The sequence below is a fragment of the Cupriavidus sp. 86D6 genome (genome assembly GCF_057815095.1).
This window is the reverse complement of sequence record NZ_JBYPSB010000003.1, coordinates 251,650-271,759: the sequence shown is the minus strand read 5'-3', so window position 1 is coordinate 271,759 and position 20,110 is coordinate 251,650. Positions and strand designations below refer to the sequence as shown.

Annotated in this window: 17 protein-coding genes; 11 read left to right on the top strand and 6 right to left on the bottom strand. The window is 66.7% G+C overall.

Features of this window, described 5'->3' with window-relative positions; translation table 11 throughout:
• Nucleotides 1-74 precede the first annotated feature (74 nt).
• A complete protein-coding gene (locus AC3G88_RS10180; RefSeq protein WP_153949304.1) occupies nt 75-446 on the top strand; it encodes a hypothetical protein in 372 nt (123 codons plus the stop codon).
• Between the two features lie 101 nt (nt 447-547).
• Nucleotides 548-1,714 (top strand): AAA family ATPase, encoded by a 1,167-nt coding sequence (locus AC3G88_RS10175; RefSeq protein WP_488772630.1) that lies wholly within the window; start codon nt 548-550, stop codon nt 1,712-1,714.
• Between the two features lie 16 nt (nt 1,715-1,730).
• On the opposite strand, the gene mdtD is transcribed toward AC3G88_RS10175, so the two are convergent.
• Nucleotides 1,731-3,143 carry a multidrug transporter subunit MdtD gene (gene mdtD / locus AC3G88_RS10170; RefSeq protein ID WP_488772631.1) on the bottom strand — a complete coding sequence of 471 codons (1,413 nt, stop codon included), beginning with the start codon at nt 3,141-3,143 and terminating at the stop codon, nt 1,731-1,733.
• A gap of 131 nt (nt 3,144-3,274) precedes the next feature.
• On the opposite strand from mdtD, the gene AC3G88_RS10165 reads away from it, so the two are divergent.
• The gene (locus AC3G88_RS10165) at nt 3,275-4,129 is read left to right on the top strand and encodes a LysR family transcriptional regulator (RefSeq protein ID WP_488772632.1); all 855 of its coding nucleotides are present in this window, start codon (nt 3,275-3,277) and stop codon (nt 4,127-4,129) included.
• 57 nt (nt 4,130-4,186) lie between these two features.
• On the opposite strand, the gene AC3G88_RS10160 is transcribed toward AC3G88_RS10165, so the two are convergent.
• The gene (locus AC3G88_RS10160) at nt 4,187-5,308 is read right to left on the bottom strand and encodes an AGE family epimerase/isomerase (protein WP_488772633.1); all 1,122 of its coding nucleotides are present in this window, start codon (nt 5,306-5,308) and stop codon (nt 4,187-4,189) included.
• Nucleotides 5,309-5,507: 199 nt separating this feature from the next.
• Here AC3G88_RS10160 and AC3G88_RS10155 point away from each other — a divergent pair, with 199 nt between their 5' ends.
• The 4 genes from AC3G88_RS10155 to AC3G88_RS10140 all read left to right on the top strand — a co-directional run bounded on the left by AC3G88_RS10155 (nt 5,508) and on the right by AC3G88_RS10140 (nt 8,510).
• Nucleotides 5,508-5,762 carry a hypothetical protein gene (locus AC3G88_RS10155; RefSeq protein WP_488772634.1) on the top strand — a complete coding sequence of 85 codons (255 nt, stop codon included), beginning with the start codon at nt 5,508-5,510 and terminating at the stop codon, nt 5,760-5,762.
• 140 nt (nt 5,763-5,902) lie between these two features.
• The gene (locus AC3G88_RS10150) at nt 5,903-6,178 is read left to right on the top strand and encodes a hypothetical protein (protein ID WP_488772635.1); all 276 of its coding nucleotides are present in this window, start codon (nt 5,903-5,905) and stop codon (nt 6,176-6,178) included.
• A gap of 320 nt (nt 6,179-6,498) precedes the next feature.
• Nucleotides 6,499-7,359 carry a ferritin-like domain-containing protein gene (locus tag AC3G88_RS10145; RefSeq protein ID WP_194946577.1) on the top strand — a complete coding sequence of 287 codons (861 nt, stop codon included), beginning with the start codon at nt 6,499-6,501 and terminating at the stop codon, nt 7,357-7,359.
• Between the two features lie 5 nt (nt 7,360-7,364).
• The gene (locus tag AC3G88_RS10140) at nt 7,365-8,510 is read left to right on the top strand and encodes a glycosyltransferase (protein ID WP_488893371.1); all 1,146 of its coding nucleotides are present in this window, start codon (nt 7,365-7,367) and stop codon (nt 8,508-8,510) included.
• A gap of 30 nt (nt 8,511-8,540) precedes the next feature.
• Here the strand turns inward: AC3G88_RS10140 and hpnA are convergent, their stop codons facing one another.
• Entirely contained in the window at nt 8,541-9,521 is a 981-nt protein-coding gene (gene hpnA, locus AC3G88_RS10135) for a hopanoid-associated sugar epimerase (RefSeq protein WP_488772832.1), read from the bottom strand.
• A 238-nt stretch (nt 9,522-9,759) separates the two neighbouring features.
• On the opposite strand from hpnA, the gene ispH reads away from it, so the two are divergent.
• Together ispH and hpnH are read left to right on the top strand one after the other, a co-directional pair.
• A complete protein-coding gene (gene ispH / locus AC3G88_RS10130; RefSeq protein WP_488772637.1) occupies nt 9,760-10,758 on the top strand; it encodes a 4-hydroxy-3-methylbut-2-enyl diphosphate reductase in 999 nt (332 codons plus the stop codon).
• Between the two features lie 33 nt (nt 10,759-10,791).
• Nucleotides 10,792-11,958: an adenosyl-hopene transferase HpnH gene (gene hpnH / locus AC3G88_RS10125; RefSeq protein WP_092597627.1), complete on the top strand. Its 1,167-nt coding sequence runs from the start codon at nt 10,792-10,794 to the stop codon at nt 11,956-11,958.
• A 109-nt stretch (nt 11,959-12,067) separates the two neighbouring features.
• On the opposite strand, the gene AC3G88_RS10120 is transcribed toward hpnH, so the two are convergent.
• Complete coding sequence (locus AC3G88_RS10120; protein ID WP_488772638.1) at nt 12,068-12,697, bottom strand: MlaC/ttg2D family ABC transporter substrate-binding protein; 630 nt, start codon at nt 12,695-12,697, stop codon at nt 12,068-12,070.
• Between the two features lie 176 nt (nt 12,698-12,873).
• Between AC3G88_RS10120 and hpnN the strand changes: the two genes are divergently transcribed.
• Both hpnN and AC3G88_RS10110 read left to right on the top strand, forming a co-directional pair.
• Nucleotides 12,874-15,600, top strand: a complete 2,727-nt coding sequence (gene hpnN / locus AC3G88_RS10115) for a hopanoid transporter HpnN (protein WP_488772639.1) — start codon at nt 12,874-12,876, stop codon at nt 15,598-15,600.
• 95 nt (nt 15,601-15,695) lie between these two features.
• Nucleotides 15,696-16,574, top strand: coding sequence for an MlaA family lipoprotein (locus AC3G88_RS10110; RefSeq protein WP_488772641.1), 879 nt, complete (start codon nt 15,696-15,698; stop codon nt 16,572-16,574).
• 160 nt (nt 16,575-16,734) lie between these two features.
• Here AC3G88_RS10110 and AC3G88_RS10105 read toward each other — a convergent pair whose 3' ends face one another.
• Together AC3G88_RS10105 and AC3G88_RS10100 are read right to left on the bottom strand one after the other, a co-directional pair.
• The gene (locus AC3G88_RS10105) at nt 16,735-19,170 is read right to left on the bottom strand and encodes a CHASE2 domain-containing protein (protein WP_488772642.1); all 2,436 of its coding nucleotides are present in this window, start codon (nt 19,168-19,170) and stop codon (nt 16,735-16,737) included.
• A gap of 86 nt (nt 19,171-19,256) precedes the next feature.
• On the bottom strand, nt 19,257-19,958 hold the full coding sequence (locus AC3G88_RS10100) for a response regulator transcription factor (protein ID WP_488772643.1): 702 nt from the start codon (nt 19,956-19,958) through the stop codon (nt 19,257-19,259).
• Nucleotides 19,959-20,110 lie beyond the last annotated feature (152 nt).

The window sequence follows — 20,110 nt, the reverse complement described above, 5'->3', positions numbered from 1 at the left end:
GCTACCGGGTGCGTTACCGGGTGCGTTACCGGGTGCGTTACCATCACGCGCCCCGCCCTTCAGGATTTTCGCCAATGATCCCCGCCTCGCCGCCCCCCCGCATCGATTTCAACACCCGCAAGGCGCTGATGTTCGCGCTGATGGCCGAACGGCTATCCGCGTTCTACGAACACGGCCAATGGATGACCGAAGCCCAGGGCGCCACGCTGGCCGGCAACTGGCTGTCGCGCTCGAAGCTGCAGCTGGCGCTGTCCGAGCGGCGCCTGCTGTCGGACCTGAGCGACCAGCTGGCCCGCCAACTGGCCGCCACACTGTCGCGCGAAGCCGGTCTGTACGCCTCGCACGAGATGATGGAAGCCCTGGATCCGAACTACCAGTCAGCCTTCGCCCACGACATGCTGGACGAATGCGACCGGATGCTGCGCGAGAATGGGGTGGAGGATTGATGTAGATTAAACATCACTTTACCTGGCGTCCGGCCGCGAATTATTGACTTTTATCCCCGTTTCAATAAATTATCCAACTCAGGATAATTCAAGATAAACGGATGCGCTACTTCAGCAGACCGGAGCTGGCCTCCGAGCTCGCCGCCCAGTTGCAGGGCCTTGCGGTATTTGGCGACGCACAGAACGGGCTGTTTCTCGCGGCACCCCGACGCACCGGAAAATCGATGTTCTTGCAGTACGACTTGCGCCCGGCTCTTGAAAAGGCGGACGTACTGGTGATCTACGTCGATCTCTGGTCAGACCAGCGGAAGGACCCCGGCGCGCTGATTGCGGAAGGGATCGCGCACGCACTGGCCGAGAATCAGGGCGTGGTGGCCCGCACTGCCCGCAAGGCGCGCCTGGAAAGCGTCACCATCGCGGGCACGCTGAAGATAGACACCTCCCGGGTGGGCAGTATCGACGGGGCGACATTGCCGCAGGCCCTCCAGGCGCTGCACAAGAAAACGGGCAAGCCCATCGCGTTGCTGATCGACGAAGCCCAGCATGCACTGACCAGCGAATCTGGCGAAACCGCCATGGCCGCACTGAAGTCAGCGCGCGATCAGATGAACACGCCCGAGGCTATCGCGCTAATGCTTGTCATGTCCGGCTCGGACCGCGACAAACTGTTACGGCTGGTCAACACCACCAGCGCCCCGTTCTACGGCTCGTCCATCCACCAGATGCCCACCTTGGGCAAAAGCTATGTGGCGCACGTCGCGGCACTGATCGAGCAGCAACGCAGCGAGTTGCGGCCAGTCGATCAGCCGGCGCTGCTCGAAGCGTTCCAGCTTTTCGGATATCGGCCACAGTTCTTCCATGCTGCCATCGGGGAATCGTTGAACCCGCTGGAAGCCGATAACGGCGAGCGGTTCGAACTGCGCGTACTTGCCGCCGCCCGCAGACGGCAGGCGCAGGACACGGCACAGATGAAGTCCGACTACCTGGGCCTCAAGCCGCTTGAGCAGGCGGTGCTGGCACGGATGCTGTCGATCGGCAGCAAGTTCCGGCCTTACGACGCAGAATCGCTGGCGTTCTACCGTCAGCAATGCCCCGGCATGACCGTTTCGCCGCAAAAAGTCCAGGCGGCGCTGGAAAGCCTGCGGGACCGATCGCCGGCTCTGGTATGGAAATCGGCCCGCGGCGAATATTCCGTGCAGGATTCCACCATGCACGAATGGTTCAAGGAACTCAGCGAGCGTGACGGCTGGCCGCCGTCCGAAGGCTGAGGCCCCGTCCAGTTGTCTACGGCGCCTGTACCGCCGCCCGTTTCACGCTTTTCGGATTCAGTCGTTCGGCATCGAGCCGGCGGAACACCAGGGCGGAGAACAGCGTGATAATGCCCACCGACAGGAAGGCCAGCCGGTAGGCCGGCGCCGCGACACCGAGTTTCACCGAGAACAGACTGACGAGCCCGCCGCCGATGGTGACGCCCAGGCCGATGGCCAGCATCTGAACCATCGAGAACAGGCTGTTGCCGCTGCCGGCGTCCTCGCGGGTCAGTCCCTTCAGCGTCACGCTGTTCATCGCCGCGAACTGCATCGAATTGGCGGCGCCGAACGTGGCCAGCTGCACGATCGACATGGCCAGCGGCCAGCCCGGCGAAATAGCCGAGAACGACGCGATCGAGGCGCCGACGATCACCGTATTGACGAGCAGGAACGTGTCGTAGCCAAAGCGATTCACCAGCGGCACGATCCAGCGTTTGGAGATCGTGCCGGCAATGGCCACCGGCAGCAGCATCATGCCGGAGTGCAGCGGCGAATAGCCCAGCTGCAGCTGGAACAGCAGCGGCAGCAGGAACGGCACCGCGCCCGACCCGATCCGGCAGACCAGGTTGCCAATCAGGCCCACGCTGAAGTTGGGCTCGCGGAACAGCGCCAGCCGGAACAGCGGCGTGGCATGCCGGCGCGCATGGGGGATATAGAGCAGCGCGCTGCCGATGCTGATGGCAGCCAGCAAGGCACTCCACGGGCTATGCGCGCCGTTTTCCAGCGCCAGCGAGAACGTGACCATGCATAGCGACAGCAGACCGCAGCCAAGCCAGTCGAACGGCGGCGCCACACCGGCTTCGCCCGCGGGCAGGTAGCGGCGTACCGCGAAAAGTCCCACCAGCCCGACCGGCACGTTGATCAGGAAGATCCAGTGCCACGACGCGCTCTGGACCAGCCAGCCGCCCAGCACCGGCCCGAAGATCGGCCCGACCTGCCCGGCAATCGACACGAACGCCAGCGCGGCGATGTACTGCTCGCCGGGGATGTTGCGCAGCACGGCCAGCCGGCCGACCGGCAGCAGCATCGAGCCGCCCACACCCTGCAGCACCCGCGCAATCACCAGTTGCGTGAGCGTATGCGCCGTGGCGCAGAACACCGAACCCAGCACGAAGATCAGGATGGCGCTGAAGTAGACGCGGCGCGTGCCGAACTTGTCGGCCAGCCAGCCCGATGCCGGGGTCAACATCGCCATGGTCAGCGTATAGGCCACCACCACGGGTTTCAGGTCGAGCGGCTTTTCGCCCAGGCTGTGCGCCATCGATGGCAGCGCGGTATTGACGATCGTGGTATCCAGCGTCTGCATGAAAAAGCCGGCGAAGACAATCCACAGCATGGCCTTATGGGAGACGGCCTGGCGGGCGGCGGGGGCGGGGGCGGTATTCATTGGGAAAATCCTGCTGTCATGCCAGCCCGGGAGAAACCCGGACCGTGCAAGCATGGTACGCACCCGGCACCCCATCGGGAACCCCTCTGGGTTTATTGACTGCCATCGGAAAATCCGATGACAATGCACCGATGCTCAATCCCGTCTGGATTCACACCTTCGCCACGGTGGCCACCGCGCATAGCTTTACCGACGCCGGCCGCCAGCTTGGCCTGTCGCAATCGTCGGTCAGCGACCACATCCGCCGGCTGGAACAGCACGTCAACCGGCGCCTGTTCGTGCGCGATACCCATTCGCTGGCGCTGACGCCCGATGGCGAGGCGCTGCTGGTACATGCCCGCCTGATCCTGGAATCGCTGGCCCGCGCCGAGCAGCAGTTCAGCGCGCCGCGTCTGCAGGGTCGCGTTCGGCTCGGTTGTTCCGAAGACCTGGCGCAAGGGCCGCTGCCCAATGTGCTGGCGGCCTTCCGCGCCACGCACCCGGACGTGGAACTGGAAATCACCATCGGCATGACCAGCAAGCTGTACGAATGGATCGAGGCCGGCACGCTGGACCTGATCATCGGCAAACGGCGGGAAGGAGAACGGCGTGGCGTGCCGCTGTTTCGCGGCCAGCTCGAATGGCTGGCGCGGCCCGGGACCGTGGTCGATGTGGGCCAGCCGCTGCCGCTGATCCTGGTCAACGAGCCCAGCGTCACACGATCGGTGGTGCTCGACACCCTGGCCACGGCGGGGTGGCGCTGGCGGGTGGTCTGCACCAGCAGCAGTCACTCGGGCTGCATTGCCGCGGCGCGCGGTGGCCTTGGCATCACGGTACGGGCGCAGAACCTGACCGGCGGCGGACTGGTGCCGCCCGTCAATGTCGATGCCCTGCCCGCCCTGCCCGACGTCGAATTCATCACGCTGGCCGCGGGGCGCCTGTCCCGCCCGGCCGACACCCTGCTGCAGCTGATCCGCAAGAGCGACCTGCGGGCACGCGTGGACTGACGCGCCCATCCCGGCCAACCGGGCCAGCCGGATCAGCCGGATCAGGCGGCCGGCGGGTCAGGCCGCCGGAAGCAGCGTGCGCAGCGCCTGCCAGGCCGTCAGCAGGTGGTACGGCGTGGTGGACGGCATTTCGGCCCGGATGACGGCGCCGTCCGGCGCCAGGCACTCGTGCCAGCCGCGCGCGTGCAGGAAGCGTGCGCGGAACCGGTCGATCCAGGTTTCCAGTTCGGCCAGCGCCGCCGCGTCCTGTTCCACCGATGCCTTGACCATCAACGCCCGGGCGAATTCGGTCTGGGCCCAGATCCGCTCGGTGGCGTCCTGCACCGCGCCGTGGCCGTCGAGCGCGGCACACACGCCCAATGTGGCATCCGCCACGCCATGGCGGCGGGCGAACGCAAACGCCTGCGGCAGCGACGCGGCCAGCGGGCCATCGGCAAACAGCGCCGGGGCCGTCATGACCAGCGAATACCACTCGAACTGATGGCCGGGCTCGATCCGGTTGCCCGGCGTGCCCTGCGGCAGTTCGGCAACGCAACCGTTGGCCGGGTCGACAAACCGGACGTGGACGGCATCGGCCAGCGTCTTCAGCCGCTGGGCCATCCAGGCGTCGCCGGTGATATCCAGCGCCGCCAGGTAGGCCTCGGTCAGGTGCATGATCGGGTTCTGCAGCACACCGCTTTCGTTGGGCCCGAAGTTCTGCGCCAGTGCCGCGTGATAGAGACCGTTGCCGTCGGCAAAGCGCGCCTCGATCGCGGCGATGGTGCGTTGCATGGTCTCCAGCGCCGCGGCGTCGCCACTGGCCCGGTGGTAATGCGCGCAGGCGAACACCACGAAAGCGTAGGTATACAGATCGCGCGTGGCATCGAGCGGCGCACCCCGCGCGTCGATGCTGTAGATCCAGCCTCCGGCACCATCGCCAAAATGGCGAACCAGCGAATTGAACAGCGTGGCGGCGTGCGGCAGATTGCCCATCGTCGCAAAGACATAGAGCTGGCGCGCGCAGGCCATGGCGCGGTAACGCTTGTCGGGCAACGGCTGACCGGACACGCCGTCCAGCGCCTCGTGCGCGAGCGCCATCGACGGATTCCAGCCCGGCCCCGTCCAGGACGGCAGGACGGCGGTATCGAAATGCGCCAGCAGCGCGGCAATGCGGTCGGTAAGGGTCGTGGAAACAGGCATGGTAGAGGTCCGGTCTGCCGTCCCCGGGCGCGACATGGCCCCCAGGAACCCAAGGCCGCACACGATATCAGGACCGATGCCCCCAGCATAGGCCGCGGACGCCGCACTGCGGCATTTCCTGCTGGAAATGGCGCGGTGCGGTGCTATGTTGAAAGTCCACCGGGGCCCCTGCCTGGTGGTGAATCAACGGAGTACCGTTATGCAGACCCATCCGATGTCCCTGTCCGACCAGCGCCGCACCCTGGTCATGCATGTCATGGAAGACCGGCCCGGACGCTACACCTGGCGCATCATCGTCGAGGAAAAATGCGGCGGCGCCGACTGCGACAGCACCATTGAGGCGCAAACCGACTATCCGTCGCACGCCGAAGCCGAAGCTGCCTGCTGGGTCGCCGGCAATGGCATGCTCGACGGCCGGCGCACCACGGACGAAGTCGCCGGCACCCGACACTAGTCGAACCGAACGTGGTTGCAATGCGTGAATTTGCGTGACATTACGTGACGATGCGACCCAATGGGCGCTTGAAGCGCCGCTGAGCCCCTTGAACATGGCCGGAGGCCGCCATAGGCTGGAAGCCCGTAGGGAGAAAAGCGATGGACAAGCCGACCGTTAGCCCCAACCGCTTTGTCGAAATCCTGAACGAGCGGCTGACCCAGCATCCCCTCTATCGCGAGGGGATGCACGTGTACGCCATTCCGGCCCATTCGGAAACCCCGCGCAGCCTTGTCTGCGTCGGGCCACGTGGCACCGAGGGGATTTGCGCCACGATCGAGAACATCGTTCGCGGCGAGTGCGATGTCTTCCCGGATATCGCACAGGAATGGCATCGCCAACCACCGAGGCCGCAACGCGCGCACCACGCACGCTGAGCGGCGCCGCATCCAGGGCCCATGGCCGGCATTGCGCCGGCCTGCCACACATTGCTTGCCGCCCGCCAACGACCGCCCCCACTGGCTGGCCGGCTGGACTGTCTTTTTCGACACAATCCTGCACCAACCGCTCCGGCTGGATACAATGACTGCCGCTATCCCTGCCCGGAGCGCCGATGAAGAAAGCATTCGAAATCGAAGGCGCGGTAGACGGCTTGCCCGTTGCCCGCGTCCAGTCGATCCCGGAAACCAGTGAGGCCCGCGCCGCTGCCGTGGCCGCCACCGTGGCCCGCACGGCCATCGATCTGGCGGACCACGCCATGCGCAACTGGACCGACCCGCTGGACGGGCCGGTGCGCATCGGCTCGGCCGAACACCTGCGCATGTTCTGCAACATGTTGTTGCAGACCCACAACCCGTACAAGCCGTCGGTCATCGACTGGCCAAAGCTGCCGCCCGACGCGCTCAAGCGCGTGACCTCGCTGCCCATCTGGGATATCGCCGTACAGACCGAAGGGCGCGCATCGGTACGGGTGCACAGTTTTGCCGCCCGCCAGAAGGATGCCCTGCTGCGCAGCGCGCTGGAAATGGATGCCGACGAGGAAGCGCGCCACAAGGTGGTGCTCTCGAAGCTGGTACAGGCGTACGGCATCACGCTGGCGCCTGAACCCGAATACCTGCCGCCCGCCGACGCCGAATGGGGTTGGCTGGTCACCGGCTACAGCGAGTGCATCGACAGCTTCGCCGCTTTCGGCCTGTTCGCGGCAGCCAAGGATTCGGGCTTCTTTCCGGCCGAGCTGGTGGAGACCTTCGAGCCGGTGATCCAGGAAGAAGGCCGCCATATCCTGTTTTTTGCCAACTGGGTGGCCTGGTATCGCAAGAGCCTGCCGTGGTGGCGCCGCCCGGCCTTCGCACTCAAGGTCGCACGCGTCTGGCTGTTCCTGATCCGCGAGCGCATCGGCCTGGCCAAGGGCATCGACGTCAAGGCGGACGGCACCGCGCAGGACGCCAACTTTCCGATGAACGCCGCCGGATCGCTGGGCCAGACGCTGTCGGCCGGCGCCATGATCGATCTGTGCCTGGCCGAGAACGAACGGCGCATGGCGGGGTATGATGCGCGCCTTGTCCGGCCCACCACCGTGCCCAGGCTGGCCCGCCTGGCGCGGCGATTCATCAAATAAGACCCATGCTGCTGTTCGGATTGTCCCTGCTGACCCTGGTGGTCTGGTGCGTACTGGTATTCGCCCGCGCCGGATTCTGGCGCGTGCGCAAACCCGCCCCCTCCCCTCAACCGGCCCACTGGCCGCCTGTGATCGGCGTGATTCCGGCCCGCAATGAAGCCGATGTGATTGCCCGCGCCGTGACCGGGGTACTAAGCCAGCAATATCCTGGCCGCCTGCAGCTCGTCGTGGTGGACGACCACAGCACCGACGGCACGGCCGATATCGCCCGGGCCGCCGCCGTTTCCATCGGCAAGGGCGAAGCGTTGACGGTGATCGGCGCGCGCGACCTGCCGGCCGGCTGGAGCGGCAAGGTCTGGGCGCAGTCCGAGGGGCTGGCCGCTGCCGACCAGCGCATGCCCGACGCCGCGTTCGTGTTCCTGACCGACGCCGACATCTGGCACGGCCCGCACACCGTGCGTGAACTGGTCGCCCGCGCCGAACACGAGCAGCGCGACCTGACGTCCCTGATGGTGCGTCTGCGCTGCGAATCGTGGTGGGAACGCATGATCGTGCCGGCTTTTGTCTTCTACTTCGCCAAGCTTTACCCGTTCCAGCGCGTCGCCGACCCGCACAGCAAGGTGGCCGGCGCGGCCGGCGGCTGCATGCTGGCGCGGCGTTCGGCACTGGCCCGGATCGGCGGCTTTGCGGCGATTCGCGGCGAGCTCATCGACGACTGCAGCCTGGCGGCGAAGATCAAGGCAGGCGGTTCCATCCGGCTCGACCTGGCCGACGACAGCGTGTCGCTGCGCCCGTATGACGACTGGCAAAGCCTGTGGAACATGATTGCGCGCAGTGCCTATACGCAGTTGCACTATTCGCCGCTGATGCTGGCGGGTGCCACGCTGGGCATGATCCTGACCTATCTGGCCCCGCCCGTGCTGGCGCTGGCCGGCGGCGCAGCGGCATGGCCAGCCTGGCTGGCCTGGGTCTTGATGGCAATCAGCTACCGTCCGATGCTGCGCGAGTACCGGCAGCCCGCATGGCTGGCACCGCTGCTGCCGCTGACGGCGCTGTTCTATCTGGGCGCCACGCTCGATTCGGCGCGCCGCTTTTATCTGCGCAGGGGCGGTCAGTGGAAGGGCCGCAACCAGGCGCCCGTCCGCTCCTGAGCACCTGGCGGTCGGGCCGCGCCCGGCCGGTTATTTCAAGTAACCGTTATCGCGGAACCAGTTCAGCGCATCGCGTAGCGCCTCCTGGTATGGGCGCGCGGTATAGCCCAGCTCGCGCTCGGCCTTGGCCGACGTGAAGAACATCCGGTATTGCGACATCTTCAGGCCGTCAACGGTCACGAACGGCTCCTTTTTCGTGAACTGGGCAACGGCTTCGGCCACCCGGGCAATCGGGTACAGCGGCCAGCGCGGTAGTTCGATGGTGGGCGCCTTGCGCCCGGCCATGCCGGCGATGTCCGCCAGCATCTGCCGCAGCAGCACATCCTGGCCGCCAAGAATGTAGCGTTCGCCGATGCGGCCTTTTTCCAGCGCCAGGAAATGACCGTTCGCCACATCGTCGACGTGGGCGAGGTTCAGGCCGGTATCGACGAATGCCGGGATTTTTCCCGTGGCCGCCTCGACGATGATCCGGCCCGTCGGTGTGGGGCGCACGTCACGTGGCCCGATCGGCGTGGACGGATTCACGATCACGGCGGGCAGCCCCTCGGCCACCAGCCGCTCCACCTCGCGCTCGGCCAGCACCTTGCTGCGCTTGTAGGCGCCGATGGCCTCGTGGCCCGCCATGGCGGCGGTCTCGTCCACCGGACCGGTGGCGCCGGCTACCCGCAGCGTGGCGACGCTGCTGGTATAGACGATGCGCTCGACGCCGGCGTCCCGCGCCGCGTTCATCGTCGTGACCGTGCCGTCCACGTTGGAACGGACGATTTCCTCGGGATCGGGCGCCCACAGGCGGTAATCGGCCGCCACATGGAACAGGTAGCGGACGCCGGCCATGGCACGCGCCATGGCGGCTGGATCGCGCATGTCGCCTTCCACGATCTCTACCGGCAGCCCGGCCAGGTTGGCGCGCGGACTGGTGGCACGGACCAGCACCCGCACCTGGAAGCCGCGCTCCAGCGCCTGGCGCATGACCGAAGAACCCAGGAAGCCCGAAGCCCCTGTCACGAGAATGCAATTGTGAATTTCAAATCCCCTATGGGCGTTGCGGACGCGTTGAACGAGAATCCGCCGTTATACCAAGACGCAGGGCGGCATTTTCACCGGAATGACCCTGTTGGCAACAGCCAACGCGGCGGCATGAAAATCCGACCCGGTATATAGTACCTACCGTGAACCGGAAAAGTGATGCCGGAATACCAAAATAACTGATGTCTTCGAATCCTCACAAGAGGGTCGGGGGGCCGTCTCCATGCAGGTGATCCTTGCCAAACCCAGGGGCTTTTGCGCGGGCGTGGTCCGTGCGATCGAAATCGTGGACCGTGCCCTGATCAAGCACGGCGCTCCCGTATATGTTCGCCACGAAATTGTCCACAACAAGCATGTGGTGGAATCGCTGCGGAAAAAAGGCGCGCGCTTCGTCGAGGAACTCGACGAAGTGCCGGGTGACGCGGTCACCATCTTCAGCGCCCACGGCGTGGCGCGTAGTGTGATCGCCGAGGCACAGCGCCGCGATCTGCACGCGATCGACGCCACCTGCCCGCTGGTGATCAAGGTCCATAACCAGGGCCGCCAGTACGCCGCCGCCGGTCGCCACGTGATCCTGATCGGCCACGCCGGCCACCCCGAGGTGGAGGGCACGATGGGGCAGATTCCGGGCAAAGTGCTGCTGGTCCAGGACGAGGCTGAAGTGGCCGCGCTGGACCTGCCGGCCGACGCACCTGTGGCATATATCACCCAGACCACGTTGTCCGTGGACGACACCCGTAATATCATTGCGGCGCTCCACCGGCGTTTTTCCGATCTTGTGGGGCCGAGCACGCGCGATATCTGCTATGCCACGCAAAATCGGCAAAGTGCGGTACGGGAATTATCCGCGCGCGTGGATGTCATTCTCGTGATCGGGGCCACCAACAGTTCGAATTCGAACCGGCTGCGCGAAATCGGCACGGAAAGTGGCGTGCCGAGTTACCTGATTGCCGACGGCAGCGAACTGGACCCGGCCTGGGTCCGCAACGCCGACGTGGTTGGCATTACCGCGGGTGCTTCGGCACCCGAAGACATGGTGGAAGACGTCATTGCCGCCCTGCGACGCCTTGGTCCGGTCAACGTATCGGTCATGGAAGGCATCGAGGAACATGCCGAATTCCGCCTGCCGGCTGAACTAGCCGATGCAACGCTGGCCCCAGGGGCCAGACGAACAACTGATATCAGTGACGCCCAGCTTGCCGACCAGACGGCGGCCGGCTGAACCGACACACTGAACCTGACAGGAAGCACCCCCTTGGCCATTCCGTTTCTCCAGGTCGCCCGCGTAGGCGCCTACATCGCACGCAAGCATCTGTCCGGGCAAAAGCGTTACCCGCTGGCCCTGATGCTCGAACCCCTGTTCCGCTGCAACCTGGCCTGCTCCGGCTGCGGCAAGATCGACTATCCGGACCCCATCCTGAACCAGCGCCTGTCGGTGCAGGAATGCCTGGAAGCGGTCGACGAATGCGGCGCCCCCGTGGTGTCGATCGCCGGCGGCGAGCCGCTGCTGCACAAGGACATGCCGGAAATCGTGCGTGGCATCATCGCCCGCAAGCGTTTCGTCTACCTGTGCACCAACGCCCTGCTGCTGGAAAAGAAGATCGACCAGTACCAGCCGAGCCCGTATTTCGTGTGGTCGATCCACCTGGACGGCGACCGCGAGATGCACGATCACTCGGTCAACCAGGAAGGCGTGTACGACCGCTGCGTCGAAGCCATCCGCATGGCCAAGGAACGTGGCTTCCGCGTCAACATCAACTGCACGCTGTTCAACGATGCCAAGCCGGACCGCGTGGCCCAGTTCTTCGACTCGGTCAAGGCGATGGGCGTGGACGGCATCACGGTGTCGCCGGGCTATGCCTACGAACGCGCGCCGGACCAGCAGCACTTCCTGCACCGCGGCAAGACCAAGCAACTGTTCCGCGACATCCTGGCGCGCGGCAACGCCGGCAAGAAGTGGGCGTTCAGCCAGTCGACGATGTTCCTGGACTTCCTGGCCGGCAACCAGACCTACAAGTGCACGCCGTGGGGCAACCCGGCACGCACCGTGTTCGGCTGGCAGCGTCCGTGCTACCTGGTCGGCGAAGGCTATGTGAAGACCTTCAAGGAACTGATGGAAGGTACCGACTGGGACGCCTACGGCGTTGGCAACTACGAAAAGTGCGCCAACTGCATGGTGCACAGCGGTTTCGAGGCGACGGCCGTGGCCGACACGTTCTCGCACCCGCTCAAGGCGCTGGGCGTGAGCCTGCGCGGCGTGAAGACCGACGGCCCGATGGCCCCGGACATCCCGCTGGACAAGCAGCGCCCCGCCGAATACGTGTTCTCGCGCCACGTGGAGATCAAGCTGGCCGAGATCGGCAACCTGAAGAAGGCGCAGGGCAGCCGCGCCGAGGCCGTCCAGGCCGCGCAGGTTCACTGAGCACCATGAAAAACGGCCGCCCGATCTTCGATCGGCGGCCGCTTGAAGAAAGACCGGGACTGGGCGACCAGACCCGGTTTTTTTATGCTGGGTCCCCAGCGCCTGCCGGTTACGCGCGCGCGTTGTGACTGTTCAGGTACTTGATCAGCCCGTCGATGCCGTCGCGCGCCACGATGTCCGCGAACTGCTTGCGATACACCTCGATCAGCCACGCGCCCATCATGTTGATGTCGTAGATCTTCCAGCCGTCGGCGCCCTTCTGCAGGCGGTAGTCGATCAGCATTTCGTCGCCGTTGTTCATCACACGCGTCGCCACGACCGCGTCACTGGCGTTATTGCCAGATTTGGCGGGCTTGTACGAGAACTTCGGGCTCTGTTCGCGCAGTTGCGACAGCGACACCGCATAGCTGCGCACCAGCAGTGCCGTGAACTGTTCCTGGAGCGTTTTTTGCTGCTCTGGAGTGGCCTGCTTCCAGGCATTGCCGACCGCCAGCCGCGTGGTGCGGCCAAAATCGGTGAAGGGCAGGAATTCGCGCTGGACAACGGCGGTAATTTTTGCAAGATCTCCGGCGCGGGTTTCAGGATCGGACTTGATCTTCGTGATCACGCCTTCGACGGCGGACTGCACGAGCTTGTCCGGCGCGGCGCTGGTATTGACTTGCGCGTGGGCGGCAGACACGACGACCACCGCGGCGATCGGCGCGATGATGGCGGCGGGAAGGATTCCGTAACGGTTCATGACTCATCGAAGCAATACGGCCGGGTTGGCCAGTCGAGCCAGTATATAGCGGATCGCGATGTTGCCTCGCTGCCAGGCGCGCGTGGCGGCGGGTGCGGAATGCCCCGCTTCAACCGCTATACTCCGGGTGCCGCCCATGCGCCCCCGCCGCATCGGGCGCTGAAGATACAGGACTCATGATCAGACCGCTGCTGGTTCGCACCGTCAAATTCGCCACCGTTCACGCCTGGCTCGTGATCGGCATCGCCCTGCTGCTCACCCTCGGCAGCGGCGTCTATGTTGCTCGCAATTTCGCCATCAATACCGACATCAGCCGCCTGCTGGAATCGGACGCCCCGTGGGCGAAAAACGACGCGGCCATCAGCGAAGCGTTCCCGCAGCGCGACAAGATGATCCTGGCCGTCGTGCAGGCCCCGGCCAAGGAACTGGCCGACGCCGCCGCCAACGAACTGGCCGACGCGCTGCGCCAGCAGCCCAACCGCTTCAAGGCCGTGGGCCAGCCCGGCTCGGGCCCGTTCTTCGAACGCAATGGCCTGCTGTTTGCCGATACCGCCAGTGTCCAGGACATGGCCGGCAAGCTCGGGCAGGCCCGGCCGCTGCTGAACAACCTGGCGCACGACCCCACGCTGCGCGGCCTGTCCGACCTGCTCACCACCACGCTCAACCTGCCGCTGCAGCTTGGCCAGATCAAGCTGTCCGACATGGACCAGCTGCTGGGCGAAAGCGCCCGTACCATCGATGGCGTGCTGGCCAACAAGCCCGTGGCGCTGTCATGGGCAGGGCTGGTCGACGACAGCCTCAAACCCAATGCCGACGGCCGCGCATTCAGCTTCGTCACGCTGTCGCCGGTGCTGGACTTCAGCGACCTCAAGGCCGGCTCGGGCGCCAGCGATGCCATCCGCGCCGCCGCCACGCAACTGAAGCTGACCGAACGCTACAACGCCGTGGTGCGGCTGACCGGCCCGCAGCCGCTGGCCGACGATGAATTCGCCTCGGTCAGCGAAGGCGCCGTGCTCAACGGCGTGCTGACGCTGATCGTGGTGATCGGCATCCTGTGGATGGCACTGCGCTCCGCCCGCCTGATCACGGCCGTGCTGGTGAGCCTGCTCTCGGGCCTGATCATGACCGCCGCGCTGGGTCTGATGATGGTCGGCGCGCTGAACATGATCTCGGTGGCTTTCGCGGTGCTGTTCGTGGGCCTGGGCGTGGACTTCGGCATCCAGTTCGGTGTGCGCTATCGTGCCGAACGGCACGACCACGGCGACCTGGATCAGGCCCTGACGCTGGCCGCCCGCGACGTGGCCGGCCCGTTGACGCTGGCCGCAGCCGCCACGGCGGCCGCCTTCTTCTGCTTCCTGCCCACCGATTACCGCGGGGTGGCCGAACTGGGCAAGATTGCCGGCGTGGGCATGTTCATCGCCTTCGCCACCACGTTCACGATGCTGCCGGCGCTGATCCGCGTGCTGGCGCCGCGCGCCGAGGAAGAAATGCCCGGCTTCGGCTGGCTGGCCCCGGCCGACGCGTTTTTCGAGCGCCATCGCAAGGGCACGCTGGTTGGCGTGCTGGCCGTGCTGATCGGCGGCGCCCCGCTGCTGCCGCACCTGCGCTTCGACTTCGACCCGCTGCACCTGAAGGATCCGCACTCGGAATCGATGTCCACGCTGCTGGCGCTGAAGGACGCGCCGCAGGCCGGCACCGACGACATCAAGGTGCTGGCGCCCACGCTGAAGGATGCCGAAGCCACCGCCACGAGGCTCAAGGCGCTGCCCGAGGTGGCGCGCGTGGTCACGCTGAAGACCTTCATTCCAGACGATCAGGCTCCCAAGCTGGCCATCATCGCCGGCATGGCCAAGAGCCTGATGCCGGTGCTGACGCAGCCGACCGCTACGCCGGCCACCGACGCGCTGCGCGTGGCGTCGCTGCGCAATGCGTCGCGCCAGCTGTCGCTGGCCGCGCTCGATCACCCGGGCCCGGGCGCCGAATCGGCCGAACATCTGTCGCGCGCGCTCAAGCAGCTGGCTGACGCGACGCCCGCCGTGCGCGACCGCGCCGAGCTGGCCGTGGCGCTGCCGCTGCGCCTGGCACTGGGCTCGCTGAAGAACGCGCTGCAGCCCGAACCGGTGTCGCAACAGACGCTGCCGCCCGAACTGGCGCGCGACTGGCTCGCGCCGAATGGACAGGCGCTGGTCAATGTGAGCCCGAAGCTGCCGCCGCCCGGTGCGAAGAACGAAGCCGCCCGCGAGGCGGCGCTGAGCAAGTTCATTGCCGTGATGGCCCGCGTGCAGCCTGACGCCACGGGCGGCCCCATCGCCATCAAGGGATCGGCCGATACCATCATGAACGCCTTCATCCATGCCGGCATCTGGGCGGTGCTGTCGATCACGGTGCTGCTCTGGATCACCCTGCGCCGCGTCGGCGACGTGCTGCGGACCCTGATCCCGCTGCTGGTGTCGGGGCTGGTCACGCTGGAGTTGTGCGTGGTGCTCGGCATCTCGCTGAACTTTGCCAACATCATCGCCCTGCCGCTGCTGCTGGGCATCGGCGTGGCGTTCAAGATCTACTACGTGATCGCCTGGCGCCACGGCAAGACCAAGCTGCTGCAGTCCAGCCTCACGCATGCGGTGCTATATAGCGCCGGCACCACGGCCACGGCCTTCGGCAGCCTCTGGCTGTCGCATCACCCCGGCACGGCCAGCATGGGCAAGCTGCTGGCGCTGGCGCTGATCTGCACGCTGGCCGGTGCCGTATTCTTCCAGCCGATCCTGATGGGCCGCCCGCGCCGCGAACTGAACGGCCGTGCGGAACCGCTGGGACCGTCGCTTCCCCCTCTCACGGTGGCTACGACCATGGCACAATCTGCCGATAAATCTTCAGGGTCGGACGCTGGCAAGTCCCGGCGGTAGCCGGGGCGCCTACCGGCGCAGTTCGGATGGACGTGTCCCGGCGCTGCCGGGTGCGCCGTCCCCACATCACAAGAAACGAAAAAGACTGTCTCGACATGCTCTCCCGTCTTTCGCTCCTGCGCGCCGCGGCGCCTGCATCGCCCCGGCTTGCCACCGCCCTGGCCGCCGCATCGCTGACCCTGCTGGCCACCGGCTGCGCCACAGGCCCCAATGCCAACCCGGCGGACCCGCTGGAGCCGATGAACCGGGTCGTCTTCACGGTCAACGACAAGGCCGACACCTACGTGGCCCAGCCGCTGGCCAAGGGCTACAAGGCCGTCACGCCGGAACCGGCACGGCTGGCCGTCACCAACTTCTTCAACAACTTCTCGGACGTCGGCAACTTCGCCAACAACGTGCTCCAGGGCAAGCCCGTGGAAGCGGTGGAAACGATGATGCGCGTGGCGGTCAACACGGTGCTGGGTATCGGCGGCCTGATCGACGTCGCCACGGCCGCCGGCATGCCGCGCCATTCCACGGACTTCGGCCTGACGCTGGGCACCTGGGGCGTGCCGGCCGGCCCATACCTGGTGCTGCCGCTGTTCGGCCCCAGTTCGATCCGTGACGGCGTGGGCGTGGCGGGGAGCATCTTCCTGGACCCGGCGCACTACTTCGATACGGCCTGGCGCTATTCGATGTTCGGCCTCAACGTCGTGAACACCCGCACCAACATGCTGGGCGCCACCGACCTGCTGTCGCAGGCCGCGCTGGACAAGTACGCCTTCGTGCGCGACGCCTACACGCAGCGCCGCCAGTACCTGCTGACCGGCGGCGGCGACACGCTGCCGACGTATGACGAGGAAGAGGAATCGTCGCCGTCCGCACCGGGAGGCAAGGCAGCGCCCAAGACCCCGGAAGGCGAAGCCAAGCCCGACACATCGACCAAACCCGAGACCCCGGCCACGCCGGCCCCGGCACCGGGCATGGCCAAGTAGGCGCCGCCTGCTAAAAAAACGCCCACGCCGGGGCACGGCGTGGGCAGCAAGACCACGGATGCGGTGTCCGTGGCCCGACAGATCGTAGGCAATTTCTTCAAAAGAGATTGCCAACAATTGTGTCGGCAAGCATTGCGACTTGATCGCTGGATGATCGCCGTCAGCCGGCGCGCGAGCGCAGCGGCAGCCAGATCGAGAATGTGGCACCCTCGCCCGCCGCGCTGCGCAGCATCACCCGTCCGCCGTGGCGTTCCGCCACCGTTTTCACGAAGACCAGACCCAGGCCGCTGCCCGACGGGGCATCGCTGGCCGGCGCATGCACGCGGCTGAACGGCCGGAACAGGCGCGCCTGCGCCTCGGGTGCGATGCCTGGGCCCAGATCGGTCACCTCGATGGCCATGTAAGGCCCGAGCCGTCGCAGACCCACCGTGACCGGCGCGCCGTCGGGGCTGAACTTGATGGCATTGCTGACCAGATTGGCGATGGCCCGCACCAGCAGCGCGGGCGCCGCGCGCAACGTCACGCCGTCGCCGTCCAGGTCGAGCCGCAACTCGATGCCGCGGGTCCTGGCCAGCGCCCATAGCTCGTCGGTGGCATCCAGCACCAGCGCCGTCAGGTCCACCTCGGCAAACGGCAGGCTTTGCGATTCGGCCTGCGCCAGCCGGATGAAATCGTCCGCCAGCGCCAGCGTGCGCTGGGCATGCTCGCCGATGCGGCCCAGCAACTCTTCCTGTGTCATCGCCCGCTCGGGCCGCGACTGCAGGTCGATCAGCGCCAGGATCGACGCCTGCGGCGAGCGCATGTCGTGCGACAGGAAGTGCAGCGTCTGCTCGCGCTGGCGTTCGGCGCGGCGCACGGTGGTGATGTCGATCAGGCTGACGATGACGCCCGCCGGCCGCCCCGCCTCGCCGTGCAGCGGCGCGCCATGCAGCAGGTAGCGGCGGTCGTCCTCGGTAGCCAGTTCCACGCCGTGCGAATCGGATGAGGACATCACGGGCGCGTCGGCATCCAGCGCACCGCACAGGGCATCCCAGTACGCCAGGCCGGGGCCGGGCACCGGGAACAGCGTCTCGATGACGTCCGGCAGCCCCGGGCGGTCGAGACCGCCGTAGGCGTCGGCGTAGGTATCGGCATAGGCATCGGCATCGGCGGTCGGCAACTCGCCCAGCCGGGCAGGCTGCGGCAGGTCGTTGATGCCCTGCAGCACCACAGGCACCAGCGCCACCGCACGGCGATTGGCCACCAGGATGCCGCCGTCCAGGTTGCAGATGACGGTGGCCTCGGGCAGGCTTTCCAGCCCGTCCGACAGAAAACGCCGCATGTCGCGCAGCCGGGCAGTCATGTCGTAGACGGCCTGCATGCGGCCATCGAGCGAATGGTCAATGCGGGCCGGGGCGCCCAGCAGCCCGGGCTCGCGCATCAGGCGCGCCAGTTCCTCGGACAGGAACCGCAGCGCGGCCTCCTGGCGCCGCCAGCTCCAGAGCGGGTAGACGAGCAGGCAGCCGAATACGGCCGCGGACGGCGCAAACCAGAGCTGCATGCTGCCCACGAGCATGATGCTGCCGCCGATCAGGGCGGCCACCAGCACGGCCACGGCGATCAACGCGTCACGCGGGGTCAGCATCCAGGCCGCCAGCGCGGCCAGCAGCACGGGCAGCAATGTGGCGAACCATCCGGCCAGGTCAGGCACGCGCACGATGCCCGTGCCGTCGCGCAGCGCCTGCAGCGTGTTGGCCAGGATCTCCACGCCGCTCATGCCGCGTCGGTCGCGCGACACCGGCGTGGCGACCACGTCGCCAATGCCGGTGGCCATCGCGCCCACGATCACGTCCTTGCCGCGGAAGAAGCCAGCGCCCAACTGGCCGGACAGCACGTCGAGCACCGACACGCGCGCGAAGGTGCCGGGTGGCCCCACGAATGGAATCCGCAGGCGGTCCTGGCTGATCCAGCCCGCGCTGTCGATGCGCCGTGCTCGTTCGTGGCGGAACGACTCCGGCGACGGCGGCGACGGCTGCCCGTACGCGGCCATCGCGGCGGCGAAATGCCAGACCGGCGGCGAATCGCCATCGCCCTCGCGCAGATAGACGGAACGGGCCACGCCGTCGGCATCGACGCTCAGGTTGATATGGCCGTTGGTGGCGGCGAACGCTTCGAGCGGATGACGCATGACGGGGCCGGCCGCACTCGCTTCCGCCACCACCGGCAGGATCACGTTGCGCGCGCGGGCAATGGCCTGGGCCAGTTCCATGTCGTCGGCCGGATAGCGGATGTCAGGCTCTGACAGCATCACGTCCAGACCGATCACGCGCGGCTTGTCGGCCGCAATATGGTCGATCAGTGACGCCAGCACCGTGCGGCGCCACGGCCAGCGGCCGATGGCCCCGATGCTGGCATCGTCGATGGCCACCAGTACGATGTCGTTGCGCGGGGCATGGGGCTGGCTGGCGATGGAAAAGTCCAGCAGCGCCAGGTCGGCACGCTCGAACCAGTTGAAACGCGCCACCACCGCCGTGGCCACCACCACGGCGGCCAGCAGCAGCACCCACTCCACGCGGGTGCGACGATGAAAGAAGGCGGCGGCCCGGCTAGCGGACACCCGTCTCGACGCCACGATTTGATCTGCCAGGCAGAATCAGGCCGACCATGCCGCCACACCGCGCCGCACACCCAGGCCAGCGCCGGCTACGCATCGGCGGCGCCTCCGGCCTCGAAGCGGTAGCCGTGCGAATACACCGACGTCAGCCGCACCCCGTGCTCGGGGCGCAGCGCCAGCTTGATGCGCAGGCGCGAGACGTGGGTATCGAGCGTGCGGGAGCCCGCATCCATGGCGCGGCCCCAGACCGCCTGCTCGATCACCTCGCGCGACAGCAGCCGGCCGATATTGCGGAACAGGAACAGCGCCAGGTCGAATTCGCGCGGCGAGAGGTCGGCAATCTGCCCGGCCACCGCGATGCTGCGGCGGCGCGCGTCTACCACGTAGTCGCCCTGGCGGATCAGTTCGTCGTCGTGCACGGTGTCAGGGTAGGCACGGCGCAGCAGCGCACGGACGCGCGCCACGAATTCGGACGGGCGCAGCGGCTTGGCCAGATAGTCGTCGGCGCCCGCGCCCAGGCCCGCCACGATATCGGCCTCGTCGATGCGGCTGGTCAGGAACAGGATGGGCGGCAGCCGGCCCGAGTGCTGGCGCACCCAGATGACCAGTTCGTATCCGCTGGTATCGGGCAACTGCCAGTCCATCAGGATCAGGTCGAACGCCTGATCGCGCAGCGCGCGCAGGAAGGCGGAGCCGGTCGGAAAGCTGGTGCAGCTGAACCCGGCCTCTTCCAGCAGCAGCCGGATCTGTTCGGCCTGGGCGGCATCGTCCTCTACTGAGGCAATTCTCATTACATCCCTCTGATGACTGCGGCCTGTGTGTCGGGCACGGCGGCGTCATGTTACCGAAACGCGCCATGGCGCGTCGAGGCTACGTTAGAGGGGAGGCACCGCCGGGGGTGTTGCAGGCGCGCCGCAGGTCGTCGCCCTGCCTTGCGGGCGTA

What these genes read in the sequence shown, in the direction of transcription:
- AC3G88_RS10165 (WP_488772632.1), top strand. Translation starts at nt 3,275, where the DNA reads ATGCTCAATCCCGTCTGGATTCACACCTTCGCCACGGTGGCCACCGCG.
- AC3G88_RS10155 (WP_488772634.1), top strand. Translation starts at nt 5,508, where the DNA reads ATGCAGACCCATCCGATGTCCCTGTCCGACCAGCGCCGCACCCTGGTC.
- AC3G88_RS10180 (WP_153949304.1), top strand. Translation starts at nt 75, where the DNA reads ATGATCCCCGCCTCGCCGCCCCCCCGCATCGATTTCAACACCCGCAAG.
- AC3G88_RS10100 (WP_488772643.1), bottom strand. Translation starts at nt 19,958, where the DNA reads ATGAGAATTGCCTCAGTAGAGGACGATGCCGCCCAGGCCGAACAGATC.
- AC3G88_RS10160 (WP_488772633.1), bottom strand. Translation starts at nt 5,308, where the DNA reads ATGCCTGTTTCCACGACCCTTACCGACCGCATTGCCGCGCTGCTGGCG.
- AC3G88_RS10140 (WP_488893371.1), top strand. Translation starts at nt 7,365, where the DNA reads ATGCTGCTGTTCGGATTGTCCCTGCTGACCCTGGTGGTCTGGTGCGTA.
- AC3G88_RS10145 (WP_194946577.1), top strand. Translation starts at nt 6,499, where the DNA reads ATGCGCAACTGGACCGACCCGCTGGACGGGCCGGTGCGCATCGGCTCG.
- hpnN (WP_488772639.1), top strand. Translation starts at nt 12,874, where the DNA reads ATGATCAGACCGCTGCTGGTTCGCACCGTCAAATTCGCCACCGTTCAC.
- AC3G88_RS10150 (WP_488772635.1), top strand. Translation starts at nt 5,903, where the DNA reads ATGGACAAGCCGACCGTTAGCCCCAACCGCTTTGTCGAAATCCTGAAC.
- AC3G88_RS10110 (WP_488772641.1), top strand. Translation starts at nt 15,696, where the DNA reads ATGCTCTCCCGTCTTTCGCTCCTGCGCGCCGCGGCGCCTGCATCGCCC.
- AC3G88_RS10175 (WP_488772630.1), top strand. Translation starts at nt 548, where the DNA reads ATGCGCTACTTCAGCAGACCGGAGCTGGCCTCCGAGCTCGCCGCCCAG.
- AC3G88_RS10120 (WP_488772638.1), bottom strand. Translation starts at nt 12,697, where the DNA reads ATGAACCGTTACGGAATCCTTCCCGCCGCCATCATCGCGCCGATCGCC.
- ispH (WP_488772637.1), top strand. Translation starts at nt 9,760, where the DNA reads ATGCAGGTGATCCTTGCCAAACCCAGGGGCTTTTGCGCGGGCGTGGTC.
- mdtD (WP_488772631.1), bottom strand. Translation starts at nt 3,143, where the DNA reads ATGAATACCGCCCCCGCCCCCGCCGCCCGCCAGGCCGTCTCCCATAAG.